The organism is Stenotrophomonas sp. (assembly GCF_032066555.1).
Classification (GTDB): Bacteria; Pseudomonadota; Gammaproteobacteria; order Xanthomonadales; family Xanthomonadaceae; genus Stenotrophomonas.
Genome location: NZ_DAMBKV010000002.1, coordinates 191,073 through 204,278, shown reverse-complemented (window position 1 = coordinate 204,278; position 13,206 = coordinate 191,073). Strand labels below are relative to the sequence as shown.

Annotated in this window: 10 protein-coding genes; 4 read left to right on the top strand and 6 right to left on the bottom strand. The window is 64.0% G+C overall.

Features of this window, described 5'->3' with window-relative positions:
* Positions 1 to 120 precede the first annotated feature (120 nt).
* A complete protein-coding gene (aqpZ, locus tag RT131_RS04165; protein WP_313170538.1) occupies positions 121 to 840 on the top strand; it encodes an aquaporin Z in 720 nt (239 codons plus the stop codon).
* 245 nt (positions 841 to 1,085) lie between these two features.
* Positions 1,086 to 1,547: a hypothetical protein gene (locus RT131_RS04160; protein WP_313170537.1), complete on the top strand. Its 462-nt coding sequence runs from the start codon at positions 1,086 to 1,088 to the stop codon at positions 1,545 to 1,547.
* A gap of 91 nt (positions 1,548 to 1,638) precedes the next feature.
* Here RT131_RS04160 and RT131_RS04155 read toward each other — a convergent pair whose 3' ends face one another.
* Positions 1,639 to 2,490: a pirin family protein gene (locus RT131_RS04155; RefSeq protein ID WP_313170535.1), complete on the bottom strand. Its 852-nt coding sequence runs from the start codon at positions 2,488 to 2,490 to the stop codon at positions 1,639 to 1,641.
* A gap of 237 nt (positions 2,491 to 2,727) precedes the next feature.
* On the opposite strand from RT131_RS04155, the gene RT131_RS04150 reads away from it, so the two are divergent.
* Both RT131_RS04150 and RT131_RS04145 read left to right on the top strand, forming a co-directional pair.
* Positions 2,728 to 4,794 carry a carbon starvation CstA family protein gene (locus RT131_RS04150; protein ID WP_313170533.1) on the top strand — a complete coding sequence of 689 codons (2,067 nt, stop codon included), beginning with the start codon at positions 2,728 to 2,730 and terminating at the stop codon, positions 4,792 to 4,794.
* Positions 4,794 to 5,018: a CstA-like transporter-associated (seleno)protein gene (locus tag RT131_RS04145; protein ID WP_057626620.1), complete on the top strand. Its 225-nt coding sequence runs from the start codon at positions 4,794 to 4,796 to the stop codon at positions 5,016 to 5,018. Before RT131_RS04150 ends, RT131_RS04145 begins: the two co-directional genes overlap by 1 nt.
* Positions 5,019 to 5,346: 328 nt before the next feature.
* Here the strand turns inward: RT131_RS04145 and RT131_RS04140 are convergent, their stop codons facing one another.
* The 5 genes from RT131_RS04140 to RT131_RS04120 all read right to left on the bottom strand — a co-directional run bounded on the left by RT131_RS04140 (position 5,347) and on the right by RT131_RS04120 (position 13,055).
* Positions 5,347 to 6,597 carry a DUF819 family protein gene (locus tag RT131_RS04140; protein ID WP_313170531.1) on the bottom strand — a complete coding sequence of 417 codons (1,251 nt, stop codon included), beginning with the start codon at positions 6,595 to 6,597 and terminating at the stop codon, positions 5,347 to 5,349.
* A 260-nt stretch (positions 6,598 to 6,857) separates the two neighbouring features.
* Positions 6,858 to 8,108, bottom strand: a complete 1,251-nt coding sequence (locus RT131_RS04135) for a DUF819 family protein (RefSeq protein WP_313170529.1) — start codon at positions 8,106 to 8,108, stop codon at positions 6,858 to 6,860.
* Positions 8,109 to 8,302: 194 nt separating this feature from the next.
* The gene (locus RT131_RS04130) at positions 8,303 to 8,533 is read right to left on the bottom strand and encodes an SHOCT domain-containing protein (RefSeq protein WP_313170527.1); all 231 of its coding nucleotides are present in this window, start codon (positions 8,531 to 8,533) and stop codon (positions 8,303 to 8,305) included.
* 94 nt (positions 8,534 to 8,627) lie between these two features.
* Positions 8,628 to 10,688, bottom strand: a complete 2,061-nt coding sequence (locus tag RT131_RS04125) for a S9 family peptidase (RefSeq protein ID WP_313170525.1) — start codon at positions 10,686 to 10,688, stop codon at positions 8,628 to 8,630.
* A gap of 375 nt (positions 10,689 to 11,063) precedes the next feature.
* Positions 11,064 to 13,055, bottom strand: a complete 1,992-nt coding sequence (locus RT131_RS04120) for an oligopeptide transporter, OPT family (protein ID WP_313170523.1) — start codon at positions 13,053 to 13,055, stop codon at positions 11,064 to 11,066.
* Positions 13,056 to 13,206: the final 151 nt, after the last annotated feature.

The following is a 13,206-nucleotide window of genomic DNA, read 5'->3' as shown; positions in this document are numbered from 1 at the left end:
CATAGGCCTAAAGCACTACAGGGAAAAGCGAGAAATAGTTAACGATTTCCCTACTCATCTTCCCCGCTTCTCCGTTATTTTCCCCACACCCGCACCGGGGAAAACAAAGGGAACATCATCATGAGCATGGGAAAGCGTTTGGCTGCCGAGTTCCTCGGCACCTTCTGGCTGGTATTGGGCGGCTGCGGCAGCGCGGTACTGGCCGCGAAGTTCGGCGGTGACGGCAATCCGCTGGGTATTGGCTTTGTCGGTGTTGCCCTGGCCTTCGGCCTGACCGTACTGACCGGTGCCTATGCGTTCGGCCACATCTCCGGCGCACACTTCAACCCGGCGGTGAGCATCGGCCTGTGGGCCGGTGGTCGCTTCCCGGCCAAGGACCTGCTGCCCTATATCGTTGCCCAGGTGCTGGGCGGCATCCTGGCAGCCTTCATCCTGCTGCAGATTGCCCAAGGCAATGCCAGCTTCCTGATTGATGGCAGCCAGCCAGGTGCATTTGCCAGCAACGGCTATGGGGCACTGTCGCCGGGTGGCTACACCGTTGCGGCTGCCTTCCTGTGCGAAGTGGTGCTGACCGCGGTGTTCCTGATCGTCATCATGGGTGCCACCCACGGTCGCGCCCCGGCCGGCTTCGCGCCGATCGCCATTGGCCTGGCCCTGACCCTGATCCACCTGATCAGCATCCCGGTCACCAATACCTCGGTGAACCCGGCCCGCTCCACCGCCGTCGCCCTGTTCGCCGGCTCCGGCGCAATCAGCCAGTTGTGGTTGTTCTGGGTGGCACCGATCCTCGGTGCGGCCATCGGCGGCCTGGCCTACAAGTGGATCGGTAGCGACAAGTAAGCCATCGAATTTGTTTCAGTTGTTAGCATTTCGCCAAAACGGCCCCCTACAAGGGGCCGTTTTTCATGGGTCCAAATACTTTTTGCAAGTGACGGGGATTTTGTAATACCGTCGCAACCTGGCTGGCGCGCATGGGGATGCACGTACCGAGGGAGGGATACCACCCACCAGCCAGTACTGCCTTCAGAACCATCCACACGTTTCTTGTCGTGCCGTTGAGCCGATGTTCCTTGGGGGAATGCGAAGTGAAGACTGTCCTTGTTTTTTCCGCTGCGTTGGCGCTTGCCGCCAGCACCCACGCTTCCGCCCAGCAGGCCGTGCAGTGCCCATCACTGCCGGCCAGCAGTGGCCTGCATTGGGAGCAACAGACACAAAGCGATTTCATCGTCTGCAAAGCCACCACCGAAGATGGCCGTGCAGTGCTCAACATGATGCTGAGCGGGCGTGATCCCGGCCTGGTCTTGAACCGCCCCTTGCGCGCGGAGAAAGGCGAGTTCGGCGGCGAGACGATGCATTGGTACAAGTTGGACATGGGCGGCCGTGACCTGCCCGGTCTGGAGTCGCGTCGCATCAGCGTGGTCAAGCTGGACAAGAACCGTTATGCGCAGATCTGGATCGATGCCGCCGATACCACTGAGTTGGGCACGCTGCAGAGCCTGACCCAGACCTTGAATCTCAACCCCTCCGCGTTGGCCGGCAGCAACTGATCCACAGCGGATACCGGCCCGTTGATAACGGGCCGGTGATGAAGCCCGATTGATACCGGTCCCGTCCTTGCAACGAGGGACCGGTCATCGTTCAGAAGCGCCCTTCCTGATAGTCGACAAAGGCCTGCATCAATTCTTCGCGGGTGTTCATCACGAACGGCCCGTGCCGCGCTACCGGCTCACGCAGCGGACGCCCGGCAACCAGGATCAAGCGCGCACCTTCGGCGTCGGCACGCATCTGCAGCCGGCTGCCCTCACCCAGCACCGCCAGTTGCTGCAGTTCCACCGTGCGCGCACTCTCGCCCTCGCCCAGCACTGCACTGCCTTCGAACACATAGGCGAAGGCGTTGTGACCTCCCGGCAAGCGGTAGCTCCAGGCGCTACCCGGGCTCAAGCTGATATCCAGATAGACGGGATCGGTGGCTGGCTGCTGGATCGGACCGGTGATCGCATCGACCGTACCGGCGATTAGCTTCACGCGAACGCCTTCGGCCGGCGCCAACTGCGGGATGCGCTCGGGCGCAAATTCCTGATAGCGCGGATCGCGCATCTTGTCGCGCGCCGGCAGGTTCACCCACAGTTGGAAGCCGCGCATGCGACCGGACTCCTGCTCGGGCATCTCCGAATGCACCAGACCGCGACCAGCCGTCATCCACTGAACGCTGCCGGGGGTCAGCAAACCCTCGTTGCCGTGGTTGTCCTTGTGACGCATGCGGCCATCAAGCATGTAGGTCACCGTTTCGAAACCGCGATGCGGGTGGTCGGGGAAACCGGCGATGTAATCCTCGGCCCGGTCCGTGCCGAACTCGTCCAGCATCAGGAACGGATCCAGCTCCGGCAACGATGGTGTGCCGATGACCCGGGTCAGGCGGACGCCAGCACCGTCGGAGGTGGGCATGCCGCGGATGCTGCGAATCACCCGGGCGGATTCTTGCTTACTCATGAGGCACCTCCTCGAACATGCGACAGACAATGGCCATCGCCGGGCGCCAAGCCAATCGCCACAGCTGCAACCCTTTGTTCCAGCCAAGCCTATCCCCACTGCACAGTCCCGCCCCGCAGTCATGTTCAACAAGACATGGGCCTAAGACCAAAGTCGCATCCGCTTCAGCTGCCATGCACATTGACCCCCGACCTGCATGGGTAGAACCTTGGACACATTCCCCTGCGAGGCGACTCGATGAAAGGTTTTTCAAAAGCCGGATGGGCGCTGCTGTCCCTGATTGGCGCATTCTGTCTAGGCGTCGTGGCGCTACGCCGCGGCGAACACATCAATGCCCTGTGGATCGTGATCGCAGCGGTTTCGCTGTATCTGGTGGCGTTCCGCTACTACGGCCTGTTCATCGCCAACAAGGTGCTGGGCGTTGATCCTACCCGCGCCACCCCGGCAGTCATCAACAACGATGGCCTGGACTACGTGCCCACCAACAAGCACGTATTGTTCGGCCACCACTTCGCCGCCATTGCCGGCGCCGGCCCGCTGGTCGGCCCGGTGCTGGCCGCACAGATGGGCTACCTGCCCGGCACGCTCTGGCTGATTGCCGGCGTGGTGCTGGCCGGTGCGGTGCAGGACTTCATGATCCTGTTCATCTCCAGCCGTCGCAACGGCCGCTCGCTGGGTGATCTGGTACGCGAGGAAATGGGCCAGGTACCCGGCACCATCGCCCTGTTCGGCGTTTTCATGATCATGATCATCATCCTCGCGGTACTGGCGATGATCGTGGTGAAGGCACTGGAGGGCAGCCCCTGGGGCATGTTCACGGTGATCGCGACCATGCCGATCGCCATCCTGATGGGCGTGTACATGCGCTACATCCGCCCGGGCAAGATCGGCGAGATTTCGATTGTCGGCCTGATCCTGCTGATCGCCGCGATCTGGTACGGCGGCAAGGTGGCCGCTGACCCGGTGATGGGTCCGATGTTCACCTTCACCGGCATCCAGATCACCTGGATGCTGATCGGCTACGGCTTCGTCGCCGCCGTGCTGCCGGTGTGGCTGCTGCTGGCCCCGCGTGACTACCTGTCCACCTTCCTCAAGATCGGCACGATCGTCGGTCTCGCCATCGGCATCCTGATCGTGATGCCGGAGCTGAAGATGCCGGCGCTGACCCAGTTCGCCGACGGCACCGGCCCGGTGTGGAAGGGCAGCATGTTCCCGTTCCTGTTCATCACCATTGCCTGCGGCGCGGTGTCCGGTTTCCATGCGCTCATCAGCTCGGGCACCACCCCCAAGCTGCTGGCCAATGAGGGCCATGCCGCCTACATCGGTTACGGCGGCATGCTGATGGAATCGTTCGTGGCCATCATGGCCATGGTTGCCGCTTCGATCATCGAGCCGGGCATCTACTTCGCGATGAACAGCCCCGCCGCAATCATCGGCACCGATGTGGTGCACGCGGCCCAGGTCGTCACCAACTGGGGCTTTGCAATCACCCCGGACCAGCTGACTGCCACTGCGGCAGAGATCGGTGAAACCACCATCCTCTCGCGCGCCGGTGGTGCACCGACCCTGGCCGTTGGTATCGCGCAGATCCTGCACGCTGTGCTGCCGGGCGAAGGCATGATGGCGTTCTGGTACCACTTCGCCATCCTGTTCGAAGCCCTGTTCATCCTGACCGCCGTCGATGCCGGCACCCGTTCGGGCCGCTTCATGCTGCAGGACCTGCTGGGCAACTTCGTGCCGGCCCTGCGCCGCACCGATTCGTGGGTGGCCAGCTTCATCGCCACCGGTGGCTGCGTCGCGCTGTGGGGTTACTTCCTGTACCAGGGCGTGACCGACCCGTTGGGCGGCATCAACATGTTGTGGCCGCTGTTCGGCATCGCCAACCAGATGCTGGCCGGCGTGGCACTGCTGCTGTGCACCGTAGTGCTGTTCAAGATGAAGAAGGACAAGTACGCCTGGGTGCCGCTGGTCCCGGCTATCTGGCTGCTGATCTGCACCACCGCAGCCGGCTTCATCAAGATCTTCTCCGACGTTCCGGCAGTGGGCTTCCTGGCCCAGGCGCACAAGTACCGTGACGCCATTGCCGCTGGCGAACTGCTGGCACCGTCGAAGAACTTCGACCAGATGCACCAGGTCATGGTGAACAACTACATCAACACCGGCCTGACCGCGTTGTTCCTGTTCGTGGTGTTCGCGGTGCTGGTGTACTCGGTGAAGACCATCGCCGCTGCACGCCGCTCGCCGGTTCGCACCGACAAGGAAACCCCGTACGTGGCACTGAAGCCGCACGAGGTTGACCTGTAATGGGCACCGAGCTGGTCCCCGTCGGCCAGTACCAGACGTTCCGCCGCACCTGGCGGCGTCTGGTGCAGACCGCGCGGCTTTGCTGCGGCGTACCGGACTACGACAACTATGTCCGGCACATGCGCGAGAAGCATCCCGACCGCGAGGTCATGGACTACAAGACCTTCTTTCGCGAACGCCAGGAAGCCCGCTTCGGCGGCAGGAGCGGCTTCCGCTGCTGCTGAGCCAGCGGAGACAAGCAACGAAGAAAGGCGGCGCCAATGGCGCCGCCTTTTTACTACCTGTAGTGCCGAGCCATGCTCGGCAGGGGCCTTACCGATAATCCCGCACGTAGTGCCGAGCCATGCTCGGCAGCGGCCTTACCGATAACCCCGCACGTAGTGCCGAGCCATGCTCGGCAGCGGCCTTACCGATAATCCCCCACGTAGTGCCGAGCCATGCTCGGCAAGGGCCTTACCGGTAGAGCCCTGCCGAGCATGGCTCGGCACCACAGATCACCAGATGCATCTGCCGGCTCCGCGGCTCGCATCGCTCCTACAAATCCAGCACTCCTCAGGCGCCAGCCATCCACTTCAGCATCAGGCCGGTCATGTAGGCGATCACCGTGCCGGTGGCATAACCCACCGTGCCCAGCAGCACACCCACCGGCGCCAGCGTGGGATGGAAGGCAGCGGCCACCACCGGCGCCGATGCCGCCGCGCCGATATTGCCCTGCGAACCAATCGCGAAGAAGAACAGCGGCGTGCGCAGCATCCGCCCCACCACGTACAGCAGGCCGATATGCACGCCCATCCAGATCACGCCCAGCAGGAACAGCCAGGGACGATCGGCCAGCGACAGCAGGTCCATCTGCATGCCGATGCAGGCAATCAGGAAGTACAGGAACAAGGTGCCGATCTTGGACGCGCCGGCCGCCTCCAGGTTGCGCGCACGGGTAAAGCTCAACAGCAGACCCGCAACGGTGGACAACATCACCACCCACACAAACGACGAATCCAATGAGGCCTTGCTGGCCCAGCTGACGTTCGCACCAAACCAGGCAGCCAGCGGTGTCGCCAATGCATGTGCCAGACCCACCACGCCCAGGCCGACGCCGACGATCACCATCAGGTCGGTCAGGCTGGGGTTGCGCGCGCTCTTGGCTTCGTACTCGGCGATGCGGCGCTTCATGTCGTCGATGGCCGAGGTATCAGCCCCACTTTTGGCATCAATCGCCTGCGAGCGGCCCGCCAACCACAACAGCACCGCCATCCACAGGCTGGCACAGGCCACGTCGACCACCGCGATCTGACCGAAGGTGGTGGCATCGACGTTGAAGGTCTCACGCATGGCGGCCATGTTGGCCCCGCCACCGATCCAACTGCCGGCCAATGCCGCCATGCCGGCCCAGGTATCGCCGGCCACGGTTTCCGGATGGATGAACTTCATCACCTGGAACGACACCGCTGCACCCAGCACGATGCCGACGGTGCCGGTAACGAACATCACCAGCAGCTTGGGGCCCAGTCGGGCGATGCCTTTCAGGTCGATGGAGAGGGTGAGCAGCACCAGCGCCGCCGGCAGCAGCACGTCGCGGGCGATCGGGTTGTACAGCTTGGTGCCGTGGCCGTCGATCAGGCCGGTGGTGTTGTAGATGGCCGGGATGAAGTAGCACAGCAGCAGTGCCGGCACCCAGGCGAACACCTTCTTCCAGAAAGGCGTGGGGCCGCTGGCCAGCCAGAAGATCAACGCCAGGGTGGCAGCGATCAGGCCGAGGCCGACGATGTCGTTGGTAATGAGGGCGGTACTGGGTTCGGTCGGCATAAGGCCTGTTCCTGTCGATCGAAGGGAAATAAAAACGCCACGTTGGTGACGTGGCGTGGGAGGGTGGAGCCTAGCATGGTGGTGGACAGGGGGTCTTGTTCAGCGAGAGCAGCGCTGTGCGCCTTCCCCTCTCCCCAACCCCTCTCCCGCAAGGGGAGAGGGGCTTTGAAGCTGCAGTTGCTGGCGCTCGCTTGGATTGAGCCCCTCTCCCCTTGCGGGAGAGGGGTTGGGGAGAGGGGAAGCGCGCAGCGCGCTTGGAATCACCCCGCCCCTGCCATCGCCCGCAAGGTAATCCCGACCACGTAGGCCGCACCGGTACCCACCGCATAACCCAGGGTACCCAACAGCACACCCACCGGCGCCAAGGCCGGATGGAAGGCGGTCGCCAATACGGGCGCCGAGGCCGGGCCTCCGATATTGCTCTGCGAGGCAATGGCGAAATAGAAGAACGGCACTTTCAGCAACTTGCCCGCCAGCCACAGCAGCACGATGTGCACGCCGATCCACAGCACGCCCAGCGCGAACAGCCAGGGCTTTTCCAGCAGGGCCAACAGATCCATCTGCATGCCGATGCAGGCGATCAGGAAGTACAGGAACATCGAGCCCCACTTCGACGCGCCGACGCCTTCCAGCTCACGGGCGCGGGTGAAGCTCAGGCCCAAGCCAATGAAGGTGGCCAACAACACCACCCAGACAAAGGGCTTGTCCATGCTCACCGAGCTGGACCAGCTGACATTGGCGGCAAACCAGTTGGCCAACGGACCGGCCAGGCCGTGCGACAGCGCCACCGCACCAAACGCGATGCCGGCCATCACCATCAAGTCGCCCAGCGCGGGAATGCGCGCATGTTGCGCCTGGTAATTGGCAACCCGGTCGCGCAGGTCATCCAGTGCGGTGGTGTCGGCACCACTGCGCTTGTCCATGGCCGGCGCACGCGAGGCAAAGAAGATCAGCACCGCCATCCATACATAGCCCACGCCCACGTCCACCACCGCAAACTGGCCGAAGGTGGTGGCGTCGACTTCGAAGATTTCCTTCATCGCCAGCATGTTGGCACCGCCACCGATCCAGCTGCCGGCCAGCGCTGCCATGCCGCCCCAGGTGCTACCTGCCACGGTCTCCGGATGCAGCCAGGCCATCAGCTGGAAGGCCACCACCGCGCCCAGCATGATGCTCAGCACCGCCGCCACGTACATGGCCAGCATCTTCCAGCCCAGGCCGAGGATGCCCTTCAGGTCGATGGACAGCGTCAACAACACCAGCGCGGCTGGCAGGAATACATCACGCGCGATCGGGTTGTAGAGCTTGGTGGTTTCACCATCGATCAGGCCGAAGGTGTTGTACACACCCGGTATGAAGTAGCACAGCAACAACGCCGGCACGAAGCTGTAGAACTTCTTCAGCAGCGGGTTGCTGCTGCCCGACGTCCAGAAAATAACCCCCAGCGTGGCGGCGATCAGGCCGAACACGATGATGTCATTACTGATGAGTGCGCCTGTCGCGGCTGCCATCATCGTCTATCCCCTTGATGCGTGTATGCGGGCAAACCCCTTGCCCATGGATGGAACCTGCAGACACACCGCACCGGAACGGAGACAGCACTTGCGCAGGACGGAACACACTGGCGCATCCGTCGCCGCTCGCCAGCCCTCCAGGCCGGCGTCAAACACTTCCGCAACCGCCAGCATTCCGCTGGCCATCCAGCTCAGCGTCCAGTCACCACCGCCGCACGCTGCCTGGCGTATTCCTCATCGCTGATCAGGCCTTGCGCGCGCAGGTCTTCCAGCTGCTGCAGGCGCTTCTGCGCGCTTGCCACCGGGTTGCCGGGTGCCTTGGAAGAGCGCATCGCCAACCAGACGATCAGGCCAACCAGGCTGGCTGCAACGGCGAACAGAAACAGCAGGCTCAACCAGTGCCAGATACTGAACATTCCCATCGCCCCCTCCATTACGACACCGCAGCGATGAGCACCCGATGGCACCGCCCGCTACAAGGAAGGGCGCGCCAATGGCACGCCCTTCCTCACCTGCTTACTGACCGATGTGCTGCTTCAACCAGCCATTGACCGTGTCATGCCATTGCACGCTGTTGTGCGGCTTCAGCACCCAGTGGTTCTCGTCCGGGAAGTACAGGAACTTGGACTCGATGCCCTGCCGCTGCAGCGCGGTGAAGGTGGCCAGGCCCTGCTCCACCGGAATGCGGTAGTCCAGCTGGCCCTGCACCACCAGCATCGGCTTCTTCCAGTTGGCGACGTGGTTGACCGGGTTGAACTTCTCATAGTTCTGCGGGACGGCGTACGGGGTGCCGCCCTGCTCCCACTCGGTGAACCACAGCTCTTCGGTGGCATAGCCCATGGCGCGCTGGTCGAACACACCGTCGTGGTTCACCAGGCACTTCCACGGCTCGTTCCAGTTGCCTGCGATCCAGTTGACCATGAAGCCGCCGTAGCTGGCGCCCAGCGCACAGGCCTTGTCGCCGTTGAGGAAGCTGTACTTCTGCTGCGCCGCCGCCCAGCCCTTCTGCAGGTCTTCCAGCGGGCGGTCGCCCCAATGCTGGCTGATCGCGTCGGTGAAGGCCTGGCCGTAACCGGTGGAGCCGTGGAAGTCGATCATCACCACCGCGTAGCCCTGACCGGCATAGGTCTGCGGGTTCCAGCGGTAGCTCCAGCCATTGCCGAAGCTGCCCTGCGGGCCACCGTGGATCAGGAACGCCACCGGGTACTTCTTGCCTTCCTGGTAGTTGTGCGGCTTGACCACGTAGCCGTGCACGGTCTCGTCGTTCCAGCCCTTGAACGAGAACTGCTCGAAGTCACCGAAGTTCACTCCCTCGAGCATCTCGCCGGCGCTCTGGGTGATGGCGCGCTGCGGTGCACCGGCAGCGGTGGTGCTGGTGAACACCTGGTCGCCGCTCTTCAGCGAATTACGGGTGAAGGCCAGCGCATCACCGGCGATATCGAAGGAGGAGATGCTGCCCTCGCCCACCAGCTTGGTCGGCTCGCCGCTGGCGATGTTCACTGCGAACAGCGGATGTTCGCCCATGTCCTGCGCGGTGGTGTAGATGGTCTGGCCATCAGCCGACAAGGTGATGCCATCGGCCGAACGGTCCCACTGCGCGGCGATCTCATTGACCTTGCCGCTGGCCACGTCCATCGCCATCAGGCCGAAGCGGTCAGCCTCGAAGCCCGGGCGCTTCATCGCGCGGTAGAACAGGGTCTTGCCGTCGGCGCTGAACACCGGGCCGGCGTCCCACGCGGGATTGGCAGCGGTCAGGTTGACCGGTGCCTGCTTGCCGGCAGCGTCGAGCTTGTACAGGTCGAAGTTGGTCGACCACGGCTCCTGCTTGCCCTGCACGCGGATGCTGGCCACGACGGTCTTGCCATCCGGCGACCAGACGAAGTCTTCATTGCCGCCGAACGGCTTGGACGGTGCATCACCGGCCAGCGTCGCGCTGATCGCCGATGCGCCCTTCACCGCAGCCGCGCCGGCGGCCGGCAGCGGTGCGACGAACAAGGTGTTGCGGCGGCCGTCAGCCCAGGTATCCCAGTGGCGCACGAACATGCTGTCGTAGACCTGGCCGCTGCTCTTGCTGGCCTTGTCCTTGTCCAGGCGCTTGCTGGTGCAATCCAGGTCCGAGCCGCAGTCCTGGAACACGCCGGCGCTGAACAGCACGCGGTCGCCCTGCGGCGAGATGCGGTAGCTGTCCACGTCCAGGGCGAAGTCGGTGAGCTGGCGCGGCTCGCCGCCGGCCAGCGGCATCACGTACAGCTGCTGGCTGCCGTTCTTGGCGCTGAGGAAGTAGACGTTCTGGCCCTCGATCGAGGCCGAATTGACGTTCCAGCCGGCCGGGGTCAGCTGCTTCGGCGGTGCCATGTCGCGGGTGCGCAGGTCACGGATCCACAGGCTGTTGCTGGCCTTGAGGTCGGCATCGACGATGCGCTTGGCAAACACCACCTGCGCGCCATTGGCGCTGAGCAACGGCGCGGAGGCGCGGTCCAGCTTGACCATGTCGCGGACTTCAAAACCGCGCGCACTGGCCAGCGACGGCAAGGCGGCCAGCAGGCACAGCGGCAACAGGGCGTGACGAAGCTTCATGGGCAACTCCCAGGCAAAGACAAACCCCGATGGTAGGCGTCCAGCCCACCCCACTGCAAAGGCTTGAAGTCATGGCCCGACAACCGCCGCAAACAGCAAAGCCGCCCAAGGGCGGCTTTGCTTTGCTTTGCTTCTGCCTAAGCCCCTCTCCCGTTTACGGGAGAGGGGTTGGGGTGAGGGCGCGTTGGCTTGAGCCCCCTCCCCTTGGCCGCAGGCCAAGGGGAGGGTTGGGGAGGGGTGCTTTGGCTTTGGCTTTGGCTCTGAAGCTTCAAGGCTCAACCAAGTCAGAATCAAAAGCTCCCCCCATCCGCCCCTGCGGGGCACCTTCCCCCGCAAGCGGGAGAAGGGACAAAGCCACAGCCTGGTCCGTCAGCCTCAGCTCCTCGCTGCGGGCTCGCCCTTCTTGCCGATGCGGTACAGCAGCAGGCCAACCAGGAACAGCACGAACAGGCCTACCCAGGCCGACAGCGTCGCCCAGGTGTCGGCAAAGCCGCCCAGCGGCAGTGCCAGCACGTCGCCCTGGCCGCTGACCACGATAGGCACCGCAATGGCGATACCCATCAAGGCCTCACCGGTAATCAGGCCAGCGGCAAACAGCACACCCGGGCGGTGCACGCGGTCACGGCCTTCTTCATCGTCGGCACGCAGCTTGTGGAAACGCTCGACCAGGTGGGCCAGCAGGCCGCCCAGGAAGATCGGCACCATCAGCTCCAGCGGCAGATAGATACCGATGGCAGCAGCCAGCACCGGCACGCGGAAACGCTTGCCGGTTTTCTTCAACCACTCGTCAACGGCAATGATCACCGCGCCAACGCCCGCGCCCAGCGCGATCATCGTCCACGGCAGTTCGCCGCCAAACAGGCCACGGGCCACCGAGGCCATCAGGTTGGCCTGCGGTGCGGCCAGCGAGTTCGGGTGCTCGGCGGTCGGCGCGCCGATGCCGTAGGCATGGGCCAGCAGGTTCAGCACCGGCGCCATGATCAGAGCGCAGGAGAACGCACCGATACCCAGCATCAGCTGCTGTTTCCACGGCGTGGCGCCGACCAGATAACCCGCCTTGAGGTCCTGCAGGTTGTCACCGCCAACGGCGGCCGCACAACACACCACCGCACCGATCATGATCGCGGCCACCGCGCCCAGCGGAGCACCGCCGACGCCGACCGGAATCAGGCCGTCCTTGCCCAGCAGCAGCACCAGCACCACCGAGGCGAACAGGATGGTGGAAATGGTGATGCCCGAGACCGGGTTGTTGGACGAACCAATCAGGCCGGCCAGGTAGGCCGACACCGACACGAACAGGAAGCCGGCGACGATCATGATGATGGTCATCGGGATCGACACGTGCCATTGGCCGACGATGGCCTGGTACAGGCCCAGCAGCGGCAGGGTGAAGGCGATCAGCGCGATCAGCATCCACTTCATCGGCAGGTCGCGTTCGGTCTCGGCCAGGGCCGGGCCACTGCTCTTGCGCGCAGCGGCAAAACCGCTTTTGACGCCATTGAGCAGCGACTTGCGCAGCGAGAACAGCGTCCAGACGCCGCCGATCAGCATGGCGCCCACGCCCAGGTAACGGATCTGCGAACCCCAGATGGCAAAGGCCGCATCGGCGGCCGGGGCGTTGGCGATGGACGCCGCCAGCTCCGGGTTGGTGCCCATGAAGAACGCCTGGTACAGCGGAATGGCGATATGCCAGGACAGGATGGAGCCGGACAGCACCACGATGCCGACGTTCAGGCCGACGATGTAACCCACGCCCAGCAGCGCCGGCGACAGGTTGGTGCCGATGAAGGCGGTGACCTTGGAGCTGCCCACATAGGCGGCCTGCGCCCAGGCGTCCGGGAAGATGCGCAGGCCCGAGGCCGCCGCCAACTTCACCAGGCCGCCGATGGCGGCCGAAATACCGAGGATCTTCATGCCCGGGCCCGGGTTTTCACCGGCCTTGAGCACTTCCGCGGCGGCCTTGCCTTCCGGGAAGGGAAGCGGATCTTCGACGATCATCGAGCGCCGCAGCGGCACCGAGAACAGCACGCCCAGCAGGCCGCCCAGGCCAGCGATACCCAGCACCCACCAGTACTTGAAGTCCGGCCAATAACCCATGATCACCAGCGCCGGGATCGTGAAGATCACGCCGGCGGCAATCGACGAACCGGCCGAAGCACCGGTCTGGACGATGTTGTTTTCAAGGATGGTGCCGCCACCAAGCAGACGCAGCACGCCCATCGAAACGACGGCGGCCGGAATGGCGGTAGCAATTGTCAAGCCTGCGAACAGGCCCAGGTAAGCATTGGCGGCGGACAGCACCACAGCCAGCACGACGGCAAGAACCACCGCGCGGAATGTGAGCTGCGCAGGCGCAGCGTTGTTCATGGAAAGCCCTTGGATGGCAAAAAAACCCTCGCCACGCTAACGCCCGCTTAACGGCAAGTCCAGTCGCGACGCCGCACGGCCCCCGCTGCGGCACAGCCAGCGCCCTGATTCAGCACAGCCTGACAAGGGTTTTGCCGGATGCTGCGCTGCG